The sequence below is a fragment of the Streptomyces sp. NPDC102437 genome (genome assembly GCF_044765565.1).
GTDB lineage: Bacteria > Actinomycetota > Actinomycetes > Streptomycetales > Streptomycetaceae > Streptomyces.
Window position 1 is genome coordinate 299,992 of the sequence record NZ_JBIWKI010000004.1, and the last position, 17,422, is coordinate 317,413.

Annotated in this window: 19 protein-coding genes; 6 read left to right on the plus strand and 13 right to left on the minus strand. The window is 69.6% G+C overall.

Features of this window, described 5'->3' with window-relative positions; genetic code table 11:
- Nucleotides 1–18 precede the first annotated feature (18 nt).
- Entirely contained in the window at nt 19–1,866 is a 1,848-nt protein-coding gene (glmS, locus tag ACIRJP_RS08075; RefSeq protein WP_404169662.1) for a glutamine--fructose-6-phosphate transaminase (isomerizing), read from the minus strand.
- 175 nt (nt 1,867–2,041) lie between these two features.
- On the opposite strand from glmS, the gene ACIRJP_RS08080 reads away from it, so the two are divergent.
- From ACIRJP_RS08080 to ACIRJP_RS08100, 5 genes are all read left to right on the plus strand, one after another.
- Entirely contained in the window at nt 2,042–2,641 is a 600-nt protein-coding gene (locus ACIRJP_RS08080) for an RNA polymerase sigma factor (protein WP_404169665.1), read from the plus strand.
- Nucleotides 2,629–3,615, plus strand: coding sequence for a CU044_5270 family protein (locus tag ACIRJP_RS08085; protein ID WP_404169668.1), 987 nt, complete (start codon nt 2,629–2,631; stop codon nt 3,613–3,615). The genes ACIRJP_RS08080 and ACIRJP_RS08085 overlap by 13 nt, the downstream gene beginning before the upstream one ends.
- A gap of 153 nt (nt 3,616–3,768) precedes the next feature.
- Nucleotides 3,769–4,374 (plus strand): hypothetical protein, encoded by a 606-nt coding sequence (locus tag ACIRJP_RS08090; protein ID WP_404169671.1) that lies wholly within the window; start codon nt 3,769–3,771, stop codon nt 4,372–4,374.
- 84 nt (nt 4,375–4,458) lie between these two features.
- On the plus strand, nt 4,459–5,454 hold the full coding sequence (gene coaA / locus ACIRJP_RS08095) for a type I pantothenate kinase (RefSeq protein WP_266730356.1): 996 nt from the start codon (nt 4,459–4,461) through the stop codon (nt 5,452–5,454).
- 34 nt (nt 5,455–5,488) lie between these two features.
- Complete coding sequence (locus ACIRJP_RS08100) at nt 5,489–6,472, plus strand: DUF389 domain-containing protein (protein WP_404169674.1); 984 nt, start codon at nt 5,489–5,491, stop codon at nt 6,470–6,472.
- Here ACIRJP_RS08100 and glmM read toward each other — a convergent pair.
- From glmM to ACIRJP_RS08120, 4 genes are all read right to left on the minus strand, one after another.
- The gene (gene glmM, locus ACIRJP_RS08105) at nt 6,469–7,827 is read right to left on the minus strand and encodes a phosphoglucosamine mutase (protein WP_266730358.1); all 1,359 of its coding nucleotides are present in this window, start codon (nt 7,825–7,827) and stop codon (nt 6,469–6,471) included. The genes ACIRJP_RS08100 and glmM overlap by 4 nt on opposite strands.
- A gap of 174 nt (nt 7,828–8,001) precedes the next feature.
- Nucleotides 8,002–8,529: a 30S ribosomal protein S9 gene (rpsI, locus tag ACIRJP_RS08110; RefSeq protein ID WP_030914197.1), complete on the minus strand. Its 528-nt coding sequence runs from the start codon at nt 8,527–8,529 to the stop codon at nt 8,002–8,004.
- Between the two features lie 44 nt (nt 8,530–8,573).
- The gene (gene rplM, locus ACIRJP_RS08115; RefSeq protein WP_072486702.1) at nt 8,574–9,017 is read right to left on the minus strand and encodes a 50S ribosomal protein L13; all 444 of its coding nucleotides are present in this window, start codon (nt 9,015–9,017) and stop codon (nt 8,574–8,576) included.
- Between the two features lie 341 nt (nt 9,018–9,358).
- On the minus strand, nt 9,359–10,987 hold the full coding sequence (locus tag ACIRJP_RS08120; protein ID WP_266733617.1) for an ABC-F family ATP-binding cassette domain-containing protein: 1,629 nt from the start codon (nt 10,985–10,987) through the stop codon (nt 9,359–9,361).
- Between the two features lie 56 nt (nt 10,988–11,043).
- On the opposite strand from ACIRJP_RS08120, the gene ACIRJP_RS08125 reads away from it, so the two are divergent.
- A complete protein-coding gene (locus tag ACIRJP_RS08125; RefSeq protein WP_404169680.1) occupies nt 11,044–11,898 on the plus strand; it encodes a hypothetical protein in 855 nt (284 codons plus the stop codon).
- A 33-nt stretch (nt 11,899–11,931) separates the two neighbouring features.
- Here ACIRJP_RS08125 and truA read toward each other — a convergent pair whose 3' ends face one another.
- The 8 genes from truA to map all read right to left on the minus strand — a co-directional run bounded on the left by truA (nt 11,932) and on the right by map (nt 17,215).
- Entirely contained in the window at nt 11,932–12,786 is an 855-nt protein-coding gene (gene truA / locus ACIRJP_RS08130) for a tRNA pseudouridine(38-40) synthase TruA (protein WP_404169683.1), read from the minus strand.
- Nucleotides 12,787–12,883: 97 nt separating this feature from the next.
- Complete coding sequence (rplQ, locus tag ACIRJP_RS08135; RefSeq protein WP_404169686.1) at nt 12,884–13,381, minus strand: 50S ribosomal protein L17; 498 nt, start codon at nt 13,379–13,381, stop codon at nt 12,884–12,886.
- A 181-nt stretch (nt 13,382–13,562) separates the two neighbouring features.
- On the minus strand, nt 13,563–14,585 hold the full coding sequence (locus ACIRJP_RS08140; protein WP_003966937.1) for a DNA-directed RNA polymerase subunit alpha: 1,023 nt from the start codon (nt 14,583–14,585) through the stop codon (nt 13,563–13,565).
- A gap of 134 nt (nt 14,586–14,719) precedes the next feature.
- Nucleotides 14,720–15,124, minus strand: a complete 405-nt coding sequence (gene rpsK / locus ACIRJP_RS08145; protein ID WP_003956432.1) for a 30S ribosomal protein S11 — start codon at nt 15,122–15,124, stop codon at nt 14,720–14,722.
- A 105-nt stretch (nt 15,125–15,229) separates the two neighbouring features.
- Nucleotides 15,230–15,610 carry a 30S ribosomal protein S13 gene (rpsM, locus tag ACIRJP_RS08150; RefSeq protein ID WP_018519286.1) on the minus strand — a complete coding sequence of 127 codons (381 nt, stop codon included), beginning with the start codon at nt 15,608–15,610 and terminating at the stop codon, nt 15,230–15,232.
- A 194-nt stretch (nt 15,611–15,804) separates the two neighbouring features.
- Nucleotides 15,805–15,918 carry a 50S ribosomal protein L36 gene (rpmJ, locus tag ACIRJP_RS08155; RefSeq protein ID WP_003956441.1) on the minus strand — a complete coding sequence of 38 codons (114 nt, stop codon included), beginning with the start codon at nt 15,916–15,918 and terminating at the stop codon, nt 15,805–15,807.
- Nucleotides 15,919–15,978: 60 nt separating this feature from the next.
- Nucleotides 15,979–16,200 carry a translation initiation factor IF-1 gene (infA, locus tag ACIRJP_RS08160; protein WP_003956442.1) on the minus strand — a complete coding sequence of 74 codons (222 nt, stop codon included), beginning with the start codon at nt 16,198–16,200 and terminating at the stop codon, nt 15,979–15,981.
- 178 nt (nt 16,201–16,378) lie between these two features.
- Complete coding sequence (gene map, locus ACIRJP_RS08165; RefSeq protein WP_404169690.1) at nt 16,379–17,215, minus strand: type I methionyl aminopeptidase; 837 nt, start codon at nt 17,213–17,215, stop codon at nt 16,379–16,381.
- Nucleotides 17,216–17,422: the final 207 nt, after the last annotated feature.

The window sequence follows — 17,422 nt, forward strand, 5'->3', positions numbered from 1 at the left end:
GCGTTCCCTCATCCTTCGCTACTCCACGGTCACGGACTTCGCCAGATTGCGCGGCTGGTCCACGTCGTTGCCGCGGGCCGTGGCCAGTTCGCAGGCGAATACCTGGAGCGGCACGGCCGACACCAGCGGCTGGAGCAGCGTAGGCGTAATGGGGATCCGGATCAGATGGTCGGCGTACGGGACGACCGCCTCGTCGCCCTCCTCGGCGATGACGACGGTGCGGGCGCCGCGGGCCCGGATCTCCTGGATGTTCGACACGATCTTGTCGTGCAGCACGGACCGGCCGCGCGGCGACGGCACCACCACGACGACCGGGAGGCCGTCCTCGATGAGCGCGATCGGGCCGTGCTTGAGCTCACCGGCGGCGAACCCCTCGGCGTGCATGTACGCGAGCTCCTTGAGCTTCAACGCGCCTTCCAGGGCCACGGGGTAGCCGACATGGCGGCCCAGGAAGAGCACGGTGTCGTGACCGGCGAGGGAACGGGCGAGCTCGCGCACCGGCTCCATGGTCTCCAGGACCTGTTCGACGGCGCCGGAGATCGCGGAGAGCTGGCGGATGACGGTGCGGATCTCGTCGCCCCACTTGGTCCCCCGGAGTTGTCCGAGGTACAGGGCCACGAGGTAGCAGGCGACCAGCTGGGTGAGGAAGGCCTTGGTGGAGGCGACGGCGACCTCGGGTCCGGCGTGCGTGTAGAGCACGGCGTCGGACTCCCGGGGGATGGTGGAGCCGTTGGTGTTGCAGATGGCGAGGACCTTGGCGCCCTGTTCGCGGGCGTGCCGCAGGGCCATCAGGGTGTCCATCGTCTCGCCGGACTGCGAGATCGCGACGACCAGGGTGCGGTGGTCGAGAATCGGGTCGCGGTAGCGGAACTCGCTGGCCAGCTCGGTCTCGCAGGGGATGCGGGTCCAGTGCTCGATGGCGTACTTGGCGATCATCCCGGAGTGGAACGCGGTGCCGCAGGCCACGATGACGACCTTGTCGACCTCCCGCAGCTCGTGCGGCGGGATACGGACCTCGTCGAGGTGGAGCGCGCCCGCGGCGTCGATCCGGCCGAGGAGGGTGTCGGCGACGGCCTTGGGCTGTTCGGCGATCTCCTTGAGCATGAAGTAGTCGTGGCCGCCCTTCTCGGCGGCGGAGACGTCCCAGTCCACGTGGTACTCGCGGACCTCGGCGGGCCGCCCGTCGAAGTCGGTGACGGTGACACCCTCCCGGCGCAGCTCGACCACCTGGTCCTGGCCCAGTTCGATGGCGGAGCGGGTGTGCGCGATGAACGCGGCGACGTCGGACGCCAGGAACGACTCCCCCTCCCCCACCCCCACCACGAGCGGCGAGTTGCGCCGGGCGCCGACCACCGTGCCGGGGGCGTCCGCGTGCACGGCGACGAGGGTGAAGGCGCCCGCCAGCCGGCGGCAGACCTGCCGCATCGCCTCCGCCGGGTCGGCACAGGAGGAGAACGCCTCGGCGAGCAGATGAGCGACGACCTCGGTGTCGGTCTCGGAGGCCAGATCGTGGCCGCGCTCGGCGAGTTCGGCGCGCAGGGCGGCGAAGTTCTCGATGATCCCGTTGTGCACGACGGCGACCCGGCCCGCGTTGTCCAGGTGCGGGTGGGCGTTGGCGTCGGTGGGGGCGCCGTGGGTGGCCCAGCGGGTGTGCCCGATGCCGGTGTTCCCGGCCGGGAGGGGCGCCTCGGCCAGCGCCTTCTCCAGATTGACGAGCTTGCCGGCCCGCTTGGCCGCGGCCAGGCCGCCGTCCGCGAGGACGGCGATGCCCGCCGAGTCGTAGCCCCGGTACTCAAGGCGCTTGAGCCCGGCGACGACGACGTCCTGCGCCGACTGCCCACCGACGTAACCGACGATTCCGCACATACCGTTCCCTTCGTGGTCACTCCCCCCTCTTCTTCGCATCGTCGCAGACGCCGAACGGGGCGGCGGGGAGGACGGCGTGGCGCGTGCGGCCATCACCCCGCAACCTGTGAACCTTTCCGGTCCCTGCGGGGAACAAGGGGTGACACGCCCACCCGACGAGCCCCCAGGAGCCGATGTGACCGGACCACCGGCCAGCCCCGACGACGATGCCGAGGTCATCGCGCGGTCGCTGGAGGAACCCGAGATCTTCGCCGGGCTCTACGACCGTCACGCCCCGGGCATCCACCGCTATGCCGCCCGCCGCCTCGGGGAGGGCGCGGCGGACGACATCACGGCGGACACCTTCCTCATCGCCTTCCGCTCCCGGCGCCGCTTCGACGGTTCCCTGCGAAGCGCCCGTCCCTGGCTGTACGGCATCGCGGCGAACCTCATCGGCAAGCACCGGCGCAGCGAGGAGCGAGGACTGCGGGCCCTGGCCCGTACCGGGCAGGATCCGGTGGCCGCATCCTGGAGCGACCGCTGCGACAACCGGATCGCCGCCCAGGCACCGCTGGCGGCGGCGCTGGCCGCGCTGTCGCCCGGCGACCGCCACGTACTGCTGCTCGTCGCCTGGGCCGACCTCGGTTACCAGGAGGTCGCCGACGCGCTGGGCATCCCGCTCGGCACCGTGCGGTCCCGGCTCAACCGCGCCCGCCGCAGAGTCCGAGCGGCCCTCAGCACGGACCCCTCGTTCACGCCCGACGCCATGGAGCTGACCCCGTCATGGACGAAATGACCCGGCTGCGCGAGCTCCGCGCGGACGTGCCCGTTCCCGACCGCGCCGCCCTCGCCCCGGGCCGGCAGCGGCTCACCGAGGCCGCGGCCTCGGGCCGCCGCGTCCGCCGCCTGCGGGCCGACTGGCGGGTCGCCGCGGTCGGCGCGGCCGCGGCGATCACCGTGGCGGCGGTGCTGGGCACCCAGCTCGGGGGCGCCGCCGCGCCCAGCCGCTCCGGGCCCGCGTCGACCGCCAAAACCTTGCGGCTGGACAGCCCGGCCGAGGTGCTGAACCGGGCCGCCGACGCGCTGGAGAAGCAGCCGGCCGGGCCGGAACCGCGCGACGACCAGTGGATCTACACCAGAACGGCGCGGGTGGCCTCGCAGGGCGGCCCGAACGGCTCGTCCGTCGGCCCCGTCACGTACGACCCCGACAACTGGGTCCCGTACGACAACTCCGCCGCGGCCAAGAACGGCAAGGACGACGACCACCGCACCGCCCGCCAGGTCTGGCGGGCGGCCAACGAGCTGCCCGACGACCCGGCGCGGCTGCTGGCGGAGATCCGGGCCTTCTACCCGACCGGCCACACGGCCGAGAGCCCGCCCGAGGGCAAGGCACAGCACAGCTTCCGCGCGATCGGTCTGATGGCCGAGGCGTACCCGGTCGCCCCGGCCGCTCTCGCCCGGATCTACCGGGCCATGGCCACCATTCCCGGCGTCCGCGTCACCGACCACCTGGTGAAGGACGCGGCCGGGCGCGAGGCCATCGCCCTCACCCGGAAGGAGGACGGCAGCCACGAGCGGCGGGAGATCCTGCTGGACCCGCACGACTTCGGCTACGTCGGTATGCGCTTCGTGGTCGCCGAGGACTACACGTACAAGCTCGTCGGCGGCAAGGCCGAGGGCCCGACGTTCAAGCTCAAGGCCGGGCAGATCCTCACCAGCGAAGCCCGGATCGAGGCCGCCGTCGTCGACGCCAAGGGCGAGAAGCCCTGACGTCACCGGGCCGGTGTCCGCCGCAGGGGTGCGGAACACCGGCCCGAGGGCCGACCCCGCCGACAGCGGCAAGCAGCCCCGGGTGCATCATTGCGTCGCCGCGGACCGGAAATCGCTTCCGGCCGGCCGGCCGGGAATCGGGGGGTGGGGCGCATGTCCGGCGCCGAAAAGCCGAAGGCCTCGTCGTCGCAGCGCCCCCCGCGGGGCCTCCGCCCCTCCCAGCCGTTCCCTCTCGCGTCTCCTGCGCCCCGGCGCGGCATGTCGAGCGGGGTCGCCGTCCTGCTGGGGCTGTCCGTCGGTGCGGTCCTCGTCGTACTCGTACCCGTGGGCCTGTTCGTCCTGGTCCTTCTCCTGCGCTACGTGAACGTCGTCCCGGAGCCGGACGGCCCGCCGCTCGTGCTGGCGCACAGCCGGCTGCAGGGCACCTGGCAGGACGAGGACGGCGGCCGGCTCGTCCTCGCCGCGGACGGCACCTTCACCGCCACGGACATCTGCGGCGACTACACGGACGACGTCACCGGCGACAGCTCCGGATTCGGCTTCCCCTCCACGATGACCGGGACCGGCACCTGGGAGTCCGACGTGGACGGGGCCCAGGACGACCGTGCGACGGAGCTGTCCACAAAGTTCGCCCCCGGCCACGTCAGGGGGCAGCTCACCGCCAGGGGAACGGCCGATTCCCCCTTCCTGTGGACCTTCGTCGGCGACCCCGACAGCGGGGAGCTCTGCGTGCTGAGGAGAGCGGGCACCCGGCCGTGAGCGACGGCGGCGGTACCCCTGTCTTCTCCCCTACGTGACCGAGCCCACCCTCCACCGCGGCGGAAGTCCCGCAACAATGAACCCGTGATCACTTCGCCGCCACGGAGCACCCAGCGACGCGCCGAGCACGCGGCGACGCCGTACGTCGATCTGTCCCGCGCCGAGTGGAGCGCCCTGCGCGACAAGACACCGCTGCCGCTGACCGCCGACGAGGTGGAGCGGCTGCGGGGGCTCGGGGACGTCATCGACCTCGACGAGGTACGGGACGTCTACCTGCCGCTCTCCCGGCTCCTCAACCTCTACGTCCAGGCCACCTCGGGACTGCGCGGCGCCCTGAACACCTTCCTCGGGGACGCGGGGAACGGCCACGGCGCGCAGCGCGGCACCCCGTTCGTCATAGGCGTCGCGGGCAGTGTCGCGGTCGGCAAGTCCACCACCGCCCGCATCCTCCAGGCACTGCTGGCCCGCTGGCCCGAGCACCCGCGCGTCGAGCTGGTGACCACGGACGGCTTCCTGCTGCCGATGAAGGAGCTCCGGGCCCGCGGGCTGATGTCGCGCAAGGGTTTCCCCGAGTCGTACGACCGGCGCGCCCTGACCCGGTTCGTCGCCGACATCAAGGCCGGCAAGGACGAGGTGACGGCGCCCGTCTACTCACACCTGATCTACGACATCGTGCCGGACGAGCGGCTCACCGTACGCCGTCCCGACATCCTGATCGTCGAGGGACTGAACGTGCTCCAGCCAGCGATGCCCGGCAAGGACGGCCGCACCAGGGTCGGTCTCGCCGACTACTTCGACTTCAGCGTGTACGTGGACGCGCGCACCGAGGACATCGAGAGCTGGTACCTCAACCGGTTCCGGAAGCTGCGGGAGACGGCGTTCCAGAACCCCTTCTCGTACTTCCGCAAGTACACCCAGGTCTCCGAGGAGGAGGCCATGGAGTACGCGGCGACGATGTGGCGGACCATCAACAAGCCCAATCTGGTGGAGAACGTCGCGCCCACCCGGGGCCGTGCCACCCTGGTGCTCCGCAAGGGCCCGGACCACAAGGTCCAGCGGCTGTCCCTGCGCAAACTCTGATCCCCCGAACCCCGAGCCTCCTGGGAGTGGCCGCGTGCTGCATCTGCGCCTGATCGTCCCCGCCGACCGTACGGACGAGGTGCTGCACCTGGTGGAGAGCACCCTCGGTACGACCCATCTCGTCGTGATGGCCGGGGCCGCCCGCGACCCGGCGGGCGACCTGGTCCTGTGCGACGTGGCCCGTGAGGCGGGTGACGAGCTGATCTCAGCGCTGCGCCGGCTCGGTATCGACAAGTCCGGTTCGATCACCGTCGAGAACATGGATCTGACGCTCTCCGCCCACGCCGACAAGGCCGAGAAGGCCGCGCCGGGCGAGGGTGCGGACGCGGTGCTGTGGGAGGAGCTGACGGAGGCGACCCACGAGGAGTCGACGTTCAGCGTCACGTACGTGGCGTTCCTCACCGTCGCGACGATGCTCGCCGCCTGCGGTGTGATGCTCGACAACGCGATCCTGATCGTGGGCGCGATGGCGGTCGGTCCGGAGTTCGGGCCGCTGGCCGGGATCTCCACGGCCCTGGTGCAGCGTGCTCCGCGACTGGCGCTGCGTTCGCTGTACGCGCTGATCGGCGGTTTCGCCGTCGCGATGGTGCTGACGGCCGGGTTCGCCTGGCTGATGGACGCCGCCGGGCTGTTCACCCGCTCGATGGTCGAGGCCGACCGCCCCAACACGGCGTTCATCTGGAAGCCCGACGCGATGTCCTTCGTGGTGGCCTTCCTGGCCGGGATCGCCGGGACGCTCTCGCTCACCTCGGCGAAGTCCGGGGCGCTGATCGGCGTCGCCATCTCGGTGACGACCGTGCCGGCCGCGGCCAACGCGGCGGTGGCGTTCAGCTACAGCGACTACAGCCAGATGTGGGGCTCCACGGCCCAACTGCTGGCGAACCTCGGCGGGATCGTGGTCGCGGGGACGCTGACCCTGCTGGTCCAGAAGGCGCTGTGGGCGGCACACCGCCGCCGGGCGGGCCTCGTCACGAGCCCGCCCGGCGAACAGGAGCCGGAACCGCCGGGCAGGCCCTAGCCGAGCGCGGACTTCACCACGTCGGCCAGCCGCTCGGCGACCGCCCGTGCCTGCTCGATGTCGGCCGCCTCGACCATGACCCGCACCAGCGGCTCGGTGCCCGACTGGCGCAGCAGTACGCGGCCGGTGGAGCCCAGCTCGGCCTCGGCCTCGGCCACCGCGGCGGCGACCTCCGGGGAGGTCCCGACCCGGGACTTGTCGACGTCTCGGACGTTGATCAGCAGCTGCGGCAGCCGCTGCATGACCCCGGCCAGATCTGCGAGCGTACGGCCGGTGGCGGCGACCCGGGCCGCCAGCAGCAGGCCGGTCAGCGTGCCGTCGCCGGTCGTGGCGTGGTCCAGGACGATGACATGGCCGGACTGCTCGCCGCCCAGCGCGTAGCCCTCGGCCTTCATCGACTCCAGTACGTAGCGGTCGCCGACGGCGGTCTGGACGAGCTGGATACCCTCACGCTCCATCGCGATCTTGAAGCCGAGGTTGGACATGACAGTGCCGACCACGGTGTCCTTGCGCAGCTGTCCGGCCTCGCGCATGGCGAGGGCGAGGACGGCCAGGATCTGGTCGCCGTCGACCTCCTCGCCGGTGGAGTCCACGGCCAGGCAGCGGTCGGCGTCGCCGTCGTGCGCGATGCCGAAGTCGGCCCCGTGCTCGACGACGGCGGCCTTCAGCGGCTCCAGATGGGTGGAGCCGCAGCCGTCGTTGATGTTCAGGCCGTTCGGGTCCGCACCGATCGTGATCACCTCGGCACCGGCCCGCGCGAAGGCCTCGGGCGAGACCCGGGCGGCCGCGCCGTGCGCCTCGTCGAGCACGACCTTCAGCCCGTCGAGCCGGTTCGGCAGGACCGCGACGAGGTGCGCCACGTAACGGTCGAAGCCCTCCGCGTACTCGGTGACGCGTCCCACACCGGCACCGGTCGGACGCTCCCACGGCTCACCGGTGCGGTGCTGCTGGTAGATCGACTCGATCCGGTCCTCCAGCTCGTCGGAGAGCTTGTGACCGCCGCGCGCGATGAACTTGACACCGTTGTCCGGCATCGAGTTGTGGCTCGCGGAGAGCATCACGCCGAGGTCGGCGCCCAGCGCACCGGTGAGATACGCCACCGCCGGGGTGGGCAGCACACCGACGCGCAGGACGTCCACGCCCGCACTGGCGAGACCGGCCACGACGGCGGCCTCCAGGAACTCTCCGGACGCGCGCGGGTCACGGCCCACCACGGCTGTCGGCCGTGTCCCGTCGAGGGCGCTCCCCTCGGCGAGAACATGCGCCGCAGCGACCGAGAGTCCGAGCGCCAGCTCGGCCGTCAGATCCGCATTGGCGACACCGCGCACACCGTCCGTGCCGAAGAGTCGTCCCACTGGTGTCCTCCGAAGATGCTCCGAAACCGCAAAACCAAATCAACCAAGCAAAGCAACACAACAAGCCTATGAACGCCTTATGCCGTTATACGCCCGAGGGTGCCGATAAACGAACGCCCCGGCAGCACGAGGTGTGCCGCCGGGGCGAACGTGTAAAGCAGATGAGCAGGCGGATTAGCGCTTGCTGTACTGCGGGGCCTTACGGGCCTTCTTGAGACCGGCCTTCTTGCGCTCGACCGCACGGTCGTCACGGGAGAGGAAGCCGGCCTTCTTCAGCGGGGCGCGGTTGTTGTCCACGTCCGCCTCGTTCAGTGCACGGGCCACGCCGAGACGCAGGGCGCCGGCCTGACCCGAGACGCCGCCACCCGAGATGCGGGCGATGACGTCGTAGCGGTTGTCGAGCTCAAGCACCTTGAAGGGCTCGTTGACTTCCTGCTGGTGCACCTTGTTGGGGAAGTAGTCCTCAAGGGTGCGACCGTTGATCTTCCACTTGCCGGTGCCCGGAACGATCCGGACGCGGGCAATGGCGTTCTTCCGACGGCCAAGGCCGGCGGCGGGCTGCGGGTCGCCGAAGCGGGACGCCAGCGACTCGCTGGTGTACTCGCCCTCGACGGGAACCTCGGACTCGAAGGTGGTCACCTCGGCGAAGACCTCTTCGCCCTCGGTGCCCTCGACGGGGTTCTCAACAGTGGTCTCGGCCACGATTCTCCTCAGATCTTTCTTTTGGTCTTAGGGGGAGGCCGGAACTACTGCGCGACCTGGGTGATCTCGAACGGGACCGGCTGCTGAGCAGCGTGCGGGTGCTGGTCGCCCGCGTAGACCTTGAGCTTCGAGAGCATCTGACGGCCCAGGCTGTTCTTGGGGATCATGCCCTTGATGGCCTTCTCGACGGCCTTCTCGGGGCTCTTGGCGAGCAGCTCGTCGTAACGGACGGAGCGCAGACCACCCGGGAACCCGGAGTGGCGGTACGCCATCTTCTGGGTCTTCTTGTTGCCGGAGAGGTGAACCTTCTCGGCGTTGATGATGATGACGAAGTCGCCCATGTCCATGTGGGGGGCGTAGATCGCCTTGTGCTTGCCGCGGAGGAGGTTCGCAGCCGTGGTGGCGAGACGACCCAGGACGATGTCCTGCGCGTCAATGATGTGCCACTGGCGCGTCACATCGCCGGGCTTGGGGCTGTACGTACGCACTTCGTAGCCTTCGCTTCTTCAGTGGATGGGGGCCAGACACATGGCACCTCTGAAGCGATCATGCAGCTGGGGCTCACAATGCCGGGGACGCTGCCCGTATGCGAGCCACTGGTAACTGCTCCAGAGAACCTACGTAAGGGCCCTACGCGTGAGAACGACGAAGCCAATACGCATAACAATCGACGAGACTACCCGCCCCGCCCCGGACGGGTCAAAACGCGTGGCCCTCGGGCGGGCGGCAGCGGGGTTCCCCGGCCTGGCCGGCCCCGCTGCCGGGGTTCCGTCCTCAATCGCCGGACGGGCTGATTGGTGCGGGTTCCCCGGACCGTGGAGCAACCGCGTCACCGGGCCCGTTCCACCCGCCGCTCGTCCCACACCGGCTCCGCCGTCTCGCGTACGACGCCGTCCGAGCCGAACACCAGATAGCGGTCGAAGGACTTCGCGAACCAGCGGTCGTGGGTGACGGCCAGCACCGTTCCCTCGTACGCCTCCAGGCCGTCCTGGAGGGCCTCCGCCGACTCCAGGTCCAGGTTGTCCGTCGGCTCGTCGAGGAGCAGCGCGGTCGTGCCGGCCAGCTCCAGGAGGAGGATCTGGAACCGTGCCTGCTGGCCGCCGGACAGCTTCTCGAAGGGCTGGTCGCCCTGGCGTTCCAGCTCGTAGCGGCGCAGGACGGACATCGCCCCGCCGCGGTCCTTGGCGTGCTCGGTCCACAGGATCTCGACGAGCGTCTTGCCCAGCAGCTCCGGATGGGCGTGGGTCTGCGCGAAGTGGCCCGGCACGACCCGGGCCCCGAGCTTCCACTCCCCGGTGTGCGCGACCTGCTCGCCCGCGAGGAGCCGCAGGAAGTGCGACTTGCCCGATCCGTTCGAGCCGAGGACGGCGACCCGCTCCCCGTAGAAGATCTCCAGGTCGAACGGCTTCATCAGCCCGGACAGCTCAAGGTTCTTGCAGGTCACCGCGCGCACCCCGGTCCGCCCGCCGCGCAGCCGCATCCTGATGTCCTGCTCGCGCGGCGGCTCCGGCGGCGGGCCCGCGTCCTCGAACTTCTTGAAGCGGGTCTGCATCGCCCGGTAGCGGGACGCCATGTCGGGGCTGATCGCCGCCTGCTGCCGCAGCCGGTGGACCAGCGCCTTCAGCCGGGCGTGCTCCTCCTCCCAGCGCCGCAGCAGCTCCTCGAACCGGGCGAACCGGTCCTTGCGGGCCTGGTGGTACGTGTCGAAGCCGGCGCCGTGCACCCACACGTCGCTGCCCGCCGGGCTCGGCTCCACGCTGACGATCTTCTCGGCGGCCCTGGACAGCAGCTCGCGGTCGTGCGAGACGAACAGGACCGTCTTGCGGGTCTCCTTGAGCCGGTCCTCCAGCCACCGCTTGCCGGGCACGTCGAGATAGTTGTCCGGCTCGTCGAGCAGCAGCACCTCGTCGGGCCCCCGCAGCAGCGCCTCCAGGACCAGGCGCTTCTGCTCACCTCCCGAGAGCGTGCGCACCTCGCGCCACTGCGCCTTCTCGTACGGGACGCCGAGCGCGGCCATGGTGCACATGTCCCAGACGGTCTCGGCCTCGTACCCCCGGGCCTCCGCCCAGTCGCTCAGGGCCTGCGCGTACTTCATCTGCGCGGCCTCGTCGTCGACGGTGAGGATCAGCTCCTCGGCCTTGTCGACCGCCAGGGCCGCCTCCCTGATGCGCGGCTGGGACACGGAGACGAGCAGGTCCCGGACCGTGCGTTCGTCCCGCACCGAGCCCACGAACTGCTGCATCACCCCGAGCCCACCGCTCACCGAGACGGAGCCGCCGTGCGGCTGGAGCTCTCCGGCCAGCAGCCTGAGCAGCGTCGTCTTGCCGGCCCCGTTGGCCCCCACGAGGGCGACCACGGCCCCGTCCGCCACCCGGAACGAAGCATCGCCGAGCAGCACCCGCCCGTCCGGTAGGTAGTACTCCAGGTGGCCCGCTTCAAGATGTCCCATGCACAGCATTGTCACGGCCCGCGAAGCCTGGCCCAACCGGTTTATGTCTCCTCTAGGATCGCGGCATGAGCTTTGGGCAAGGGGGGCCCTCCTGGGGGCCCGGGGGCACACAGACTCCGGACTGGGCAGCGCTGGCCGACGAGTCCGCCGCGCGCAAACGGCGCAAGAAGTGGCTGCTGATCGGCGGCGGCGTGCTCGCCACCGCCGCGATCGGCGCGATCGTGGCCACCGCGGTCATCTCGACCAACAAGAACAACAGCCCCACCGGCTCCGGCAAGAACGCGAGCGAGCTGCCCGCGCCGAGCGACCTGCCGCACGAGACCGCAGAGCCGGAGCCGTCCTTCTCCTCGGTGGCACCGCTCCCCCCGCCGAACCCGAAGGACTACATCTCCGACGCGAAGAAGGACCGGGCCCCGATCACCGTCGACGCGTTCTTCCCCGGCAAGAAGCTGACGATGGGCGACCGCGTCTACCTCAAGGGCGCCACGCAGCAGACGAAGAACTGCGCCGCGACCACGAAGGGCGCGCTCGGCTCGATCCTCGTGAACAACGGCTGCGACCAGGTCATCCGGGCCACGTACAGCAAGGACGGCGTCGCCGTCACCGTCGGGCTCGCGGTCTTCCGGACGGAGGCCCAGGCCAAGAAGGCGGCCCAGCAGGCGAGCGGCAGCATCGCCACGCTGAGCGGCGCGGGCGTGCCGGCCTTCTGCCCTCCGGGATCGGTCTGCCGCCGCACCGCCAACTCCTACGGCCGTTACGCCTACTTCGCCATCAGCGGGTTCACCAACGGCAAGAGCGTCACCACGGCCGACAAGAAGGTCTACACCACCGGTGACGACCTGACGAACTTCACGTTCCGTCAGATCCATCACCGGGGCGAGGTCCAGGCCTCGGCCGCGGCCACCGCCCAGACCGCCTGACCCCGCCCTCTTTCCCCGTCCCGGGAAACGGCCTCAGCAGCACCCACCCCCGGGAAGCGTCCGCACATTGCGCGCTTCCCGGGCCCGGACGGCCAGCAACTCGTCGGCCGGGTAGGCCACTTCCTCCAGCGTCAGCCCGTGCGGGCGCACCACGTGCACGCCGGGGTCGCGAACCCGGGCCGCGAGCACCTGTGCGGGCCACTCGGGTGGACGGCGTCCGTCCCCGACGAAGAGCGCGGCCCCGATCAGCGCGCGGACCATGTTGTGGCAGAACGCGTCCGCCTGCACGGTCGCCGTCAGGATCCCGCTCGCCTCGTCCCGGATCCAACTCAGCTTCTGCAGCGTACGGATGGTCGTCGCGCCCTCGCGCTTCTTGCAGTACGCGGCGAAGTCGTGCTCGCCGGTCATCAGGGCCGCCGCCTCGTTCATGGCGGCGAGGTCCAACGACCGGTCGTGCCACAGCACATGACCGCGCAACAGCGGATCCACCCCGCCGGGCCGGTCACAGACGCGGTAGGCGTAACGACGCCACAGCGCCGAGAACCGCGCGTTGAAGCCCTCGGGTGCCGGCGCGATCCGCCAGATCCGTACGTCCGGCGCCATCCGCCCGGCCATCCGCCGCAGCAGCTTGTCACCGTGCTCGGCCCACACCTCGTCCGGCAGATCGACGTGCGCGACCTGCCCCCGCGCGTGCACCCCTGCATCGGTCCGGCCGGCGACGGTCAGGTCGTACGTCCGCGAGGACCGCGTCACGGTCCGCAGCGCGTCCTCGATCTCGCCCTGGACGGTCCGCCTGGAGGTCTGCTTCGCCCAGCCCGAGAAGTCCTTGCCGTCGTACGCCAGGTCGAGCCGCACCCGTACGAAGCCGGGCTCCACTTCGTCACTCACCCATGGGTCCTTTCCTGCGAGTGCACGCAGATGCATACGGAACGGGCCCGCACCGCCCCGAAGGGTGATGCGGGCCCGTCCAGTGGTCTCAGAACGCTCAGGCGTCCTTGGACTCGGCGTCGTCGGCCGGCTTGGCGTCCTCGACGGCCTCGACGGCCTCGTCCTTCTTGAGGGCGTCTTCCTTGACCGCACGCTTCGTGGCGGCCTCGGCCTCACCGGTGGCCTGCTGGGCCACGGTCAGCGCCTCGACCAGCTCGATGACGGCCATCGGGGCGTTGTCGCCACGACGGTTGCCGATCTTGGTGATGCGGGTGTAACCACCGGGGCGGTTCTCGTACCGCGGGGCGATCTCGGTGAAGAGCGTGTGGACGACGCCCTTGTCCGTGATCGACTGCAGCACCAGGCGACGGTTGTGGATGTCGCCCTTCTTCGCCTTGGTGATGAAACGCTCGGCGACCGGACGCAGGCGACGGGCCTTGGCCTCGGTCGTGGTGATGCGGCCGTGCTCGAACAGCGACTTCGCGAGGTTGTTGAGAAGCAGCTTCTCGTGCGCGGCGCTGCCGCCCAGACGGGCACCCTTGGCGGGCTTCGGCATGGTGTTTCTCCTTGTGTGCTGCACCGGCCGTATCAGGTACCGGTGTCAGTTCCCGTGCGGCGGACGCCACCCGGAAGTTCAAGAGCCGACGGGCAAGAACAAGCCCGTCCGGCGATCGAGGACAAAGCCTCTCCCCGGTCCGGGGCACCCGCAAAAACCGGGCACCCCAGCCGGAGGCGTACTAGTACTGCTCGGTCTCCACGAAACCGGCGTCCGCATCGTCGTCGGCGCCGAAGGCGTCGGCGGCGGCGGTCGGGTCGAAGCCGGGAGGCGAGTCCTTCAGCGCGAGGCCCATACCGGCCAGCTTCGCCTTGACCTCGTCGATCGACTTCGCACCGAAGTTGCGGATGTCGAGCAGGTCGGCCTCGGAACGGGCCACGAGCTCACCCACGGAGTGGATGCCCTCGCGCTTGAGGCAGTTGTACGAACGGACCGTGAGCTCGAGCTCCTCGATCGGCAGCGCCAGATCGGCGGCGAGCGCGGCGTCCGTCGGGGACGGGCCCATGTCGATGCCCTCGGCGTCGATGTTGAGCTCGCGCGCCAGGCCGAACAGCTCGACCAGGGTCTTGCCGGCCGAAGCCATGGCGTCACGCGGACGCATGGCCTGCTTGGTCTCGACGTCGACGATCAGCTTGTCGAAGTCGGTGCGCTGCTCGACACGGGTCGCCTCGACCTTGTACGTGACCTTGAGCACCGGCGAGTAGATGGAGTCGACCGGGATACGGCCGATCTCCTGGCCCACCTGCTTGTTCTGGACGGCGGAGACGTAGCCGCGACCGCGCTCGACGGTCAGCTCCATCTCCAGCTTGCCCTTGCCGTTGAGCGTGGCCAGGACCAGGTCCGGGTTGTGGACCTCGACACCGGCCGGCGGGGCGATGTCAGCAGCGGTGACCAGGCCGGGACCCTGCTTGCGCAGGTACATCACGACCGGCTCGTCGTGCTCCGAGGAGACGACCAGCTGCTTGATGTTGAGGATGAGGTCGGTGACGTCCTCCTTGACGCCCGGCACGGTGGTGAACTCGTGCAGGACACCGTCGATCCGGATGCTGGTGACAGCAGCGCCGGGGATCGAGGAGAGGAGCGTACGGCGAAGAGAGTTGCCGAGGGTGTAGCCGAAGCCCGGCTCCAGCGGCTCGATGACGAACCGGGAGCGGAACTCGTCAACGACCTCTTCGGTCAGCGACGGACGCTGAGCGATAAGCATGTTGCGTTCCTTCAGTCGTGGGCGCCCACTATTTGACGCCCCCAGATACTGACAAGGGTACGGGCGGCACGACCCCGAAGGGGCCGTACCGCCCGGACCCACGAGCTACTGCCTGGAGCAGAGCCCGAAAAAAATCAGACGCGGCGACGCTTGGGCGGGCGGCATCCGTTGTGCGGGGTGGGGGTGACGTCCTGGATCGAGCCGACCTCCAGGCCGGTGGCCTGGAGCGAACGGATCGCGGTCTCGCGGCCGGAGCCCGGACCCTTGACGAAGACGTCGACCTTGCGCATGCCGTGCTCCTGCGCGCGGCGGGCGGCCGACTCGGCAGCCATCTGCGCGGCGAAGGGGGTGGACTTGCGCGAGCCCTTGAAGCCGACGTGGCCGGCGGAGGCCCAGGAGATCACGTTGCCCGAGGGGTCCGTGATCGAGACGATCGTGTTGTTGAACGTGCTCTTGATGTGCGCGTGGCCGTGAGCGACGTTCTTCTTTTCCTTGCGACGCACCTTCTTGGCTGCGCCCTGACGACCCTTGGGGGGCATGTCTTGACTCCAGATGGAGAGGGGAGGTGATCGGTCCTACAGCGAAGACCGCTGGTTGCTGCGGATGACCGGTGGCCCGGACGTCCGCAGTGCGTCCGCTGAGGACTACTTCTTGCCCGGCTTCTTCTTGCCGGCGATCGCGCGACGCGGGCCCTTGCGGGTACGAGCGTTCGTGCTGGTGCGCTGGCCGTGGACCGGCAGGCCGCGGCGGTGACGCAGACCCTGGTAGCAGCCGATCTCGACCTTGCGGCGGATGTCGGCCTGGATCTCGCGACGGAGGTCACCCTCGGTGCGGAGGTTGGCGTCCACGTACTCGCGGATCTTGACCAGGTCCTCTTCGGCCAGGTCACGAACGCGGGTGTTGGGGTTCACGCCAGTGGTGGCGAGAATCTCCTTGGACCGGGTGCGCCCGATACCGAAGACGTAGGTGAGGGCAACCTCCACGCGCTTTTCGCGCGGGATGTCAACACCTGAAACGCGTGCCATTCAATGGCTCCAGTTGTTAATTCGGGGGTCTTCCACAGTGCCGCTCCCGATCGCCGACCTCTCGTGACGAGAGGTGGTACGCCCGGGTCCCCGGCCCCCACCGGAGGTGTCGTCAGCCGAAGCTTGGACGGACTCTGCGTATGTACGTTTTACGTGCGTCGCGCGAAGTGCTGCGAGATGCAGGGGGTCGTGCGTCAGCCCTGGCGCTGCTTGTGGCGCAGGTTGTCGCAGATGACCATGACCCGACCGTGACGGCGGATCACCTTGCACTTGTCGCAGATCTTCTTGACGCTCGGCTTGACCTTCATGGGATGTCAGGTTCTCCGGGTCAGTGCCGTCACCACGCGGAAGCGAGGTGGAGGCAAGATCTACTTGTAGCGGTAGACGATCCGGCCACGCGTCAGGTCGTACGGGGAGAGCTCCACGACGACCCGGTCATCCGGAAGGATTCGGATGTAGTGCATCCGCATCTTGCCGCTGATGTGCGCGAGGACCTTGTGACCGTTCTGGAGCTCCACCTTGAACATGGCGTTCGGGAGGGACTCGATCACGGTGCCCTCAATTTCGATGGCACCTTGCTTCTTGGCCACGCTTCGCCTTTCGAATCGGCTACCTTGATCGACTTTCGGCACAGCATGCGGACACACTGATGCACGAGAGCCGACGAGTCAGTCTACGTCAGCGGACCCCAAAAGACGAATCCGTCAAGTTTGCCCACCGGAGGAGATCCTTAGACCTCGACAAGCGGGTCAAATCCCCCGGGTGGCGTCAGCCGAGGGGATCCGGCGCCACCTCGACGCCGTACTGCGCCAGCTTCGCCCGGCCGCAGTCGGGGGCGGTCAGGACCAGGGGGCCTTGTTCGGTGAGGGCGATCGAGTGCTCCCAGTGGGAGGACCAGGTGCCGTCCGTCGTGATGACCGTCCAGTCGTCCTGGAGCACCTCGGTCTGCGCGGTACCGAGCGAGACCATCGGCTCGATGGCCAGGCAGACACCGGGCACGAGCTTGATGCCCTTGCCGCGCTTGCGGGCGACGTAGTTCAGCAGGTGCGGGTCCATGTGCATCTCGGTGCCGATGCCGTGGCCGCCGTAGTCCTCGATGATCCCGTACTTGCCGGTGGCGGGGCGGGGCTGGCGGCGGATGTACGACTCGATCGCCTTCGAGATGTCGACGAGGCGGTTGTTCACCTTCATCGCGGCGATACCGGCCCACATGGACTCCTCCGTCACCCGGGAGAGCTCGACCAGCTCCGGAGCGTGACCGGTGCCCACGAAGGCCGTGTACGCGGCGTCGCCGTGCCAGCCGTCGACGATCGCGCCGGCGTCGATGGAGATGATGTCGCCGTCCTTGAGGACCGTCTTCTCGTCCGGGATGCCGTGGACGACGACCTCGTTGACCGAGGTGCAGATGGTCGCGGGGAACCCGCCGTAACCGAGGAAGTTCGACTTCGCGCCGTGATCGGCGATCACCTTGCGGGCGACCTGGTCCAGGTCCATCGTGGTGGCGCCGGGCACCGCCGCCTCGCGGGTGGCCGCGTGAATGGCAGCGACCACCAGCCCCGCCTCGCGCATCTTCGCGATCTGCTCGGGGGTCTTGATCTGCACCATTGCGCGGCGCCTCTCTGCATCGGACTGCATCGAACGGTGATGTCTGCGGCGTACGCACACAACGATACGGCGCAAGCAGTCGGGGGGGGGGGGCCGGGGCGCCCCCCCCCCCCCCCCACCAACAGCCCGGGCTGGGGGCCGCCCCGGGTGGGCTATGATAGCACCCAAACCCCCCCCGCGACAACCGGGAGAAAGGCGCCCCCCCGC

Bases quoted from the DNA above. Each gene is read 5' to 3' on its own strand.
- glmS (WP_404169662.1), bottom strand. From the start codon at position 1,866: ATGTGCGGAATCGTCGGTTACGTCGGTGGGCAGTCGGCGCAGGACGTC.
- ACIRJP_RS08085 (WP_404169668.1), top strand. From the start codon at position 2,629: ATGGACGAAATGACCCGGCTGCGCGAGCTCCGCGCGGACGTGCCCGTT.
- ACIRJP_RS08090 (WP_404169671.1), top strand. From the start codon at position 3,769: ATGTCCGGCGCCGAAAAGCCGAAGGCCTCGTCGTCGCAGCGCCCCCCG.
- ACIRJP_RS08120 (WP_266733617.1), bottom strand. From the start codon at position 10,987: ATGCTGTGCATGGGACATCTTGAAGCGGGCCACCTGGAGTACTACCTA.
- ACIRJP_RS08125 (WP_404169680.1), top strand. From the start codon at position 11,044: ATGAGCTTTGGGCAAGGGGGGCCCTCCTGGGGGCCCGGGGGCACACAG.
- rplQ (WP_404169686.1), bottom strand. From the start codon at position 13,381: ATGCCGAAGCCCGCCAAGGGTGCCCGTCTGGGCGGCAGCGCCGCGCAC.
- ACIRJP_RS08140 (WP_003966937.1), bottom strand. From the start codon at position 14,585: ATGCTTATCGCTCAGCGTCCGTCGCTGACCGAAGAGGTCGTTGACGAG.
- rpsK (WP_003956432.1), bottom strand. From the start codon at position 15,124: ATGCCCCCCAAGGGTCGTCAGGGCGCAGCCAAGAAGGTGCGTCGCAAG.
- rpsM (WP_018519286.1), bottom strand. From the start codon at position 15,610: ATGGCACGCGTTTCAGGTGTTGACATCCCGCGCGAAAAGCGCGTGGAG.
- rpmJ (WP_003956441.1), bottom strand. From the start codon at position 15,918: ATGAAGGTCAAGCCGAGCGTCAAGAAGATCTGCGACAAGTGCAAGGTG.
- map (WP_404169690.1), bottom strand. From the start codon at position 17,215: ATGGTGCAGATCAAGACCCCCGAGCAGATCGCGAAGATGCGCGAGGCG.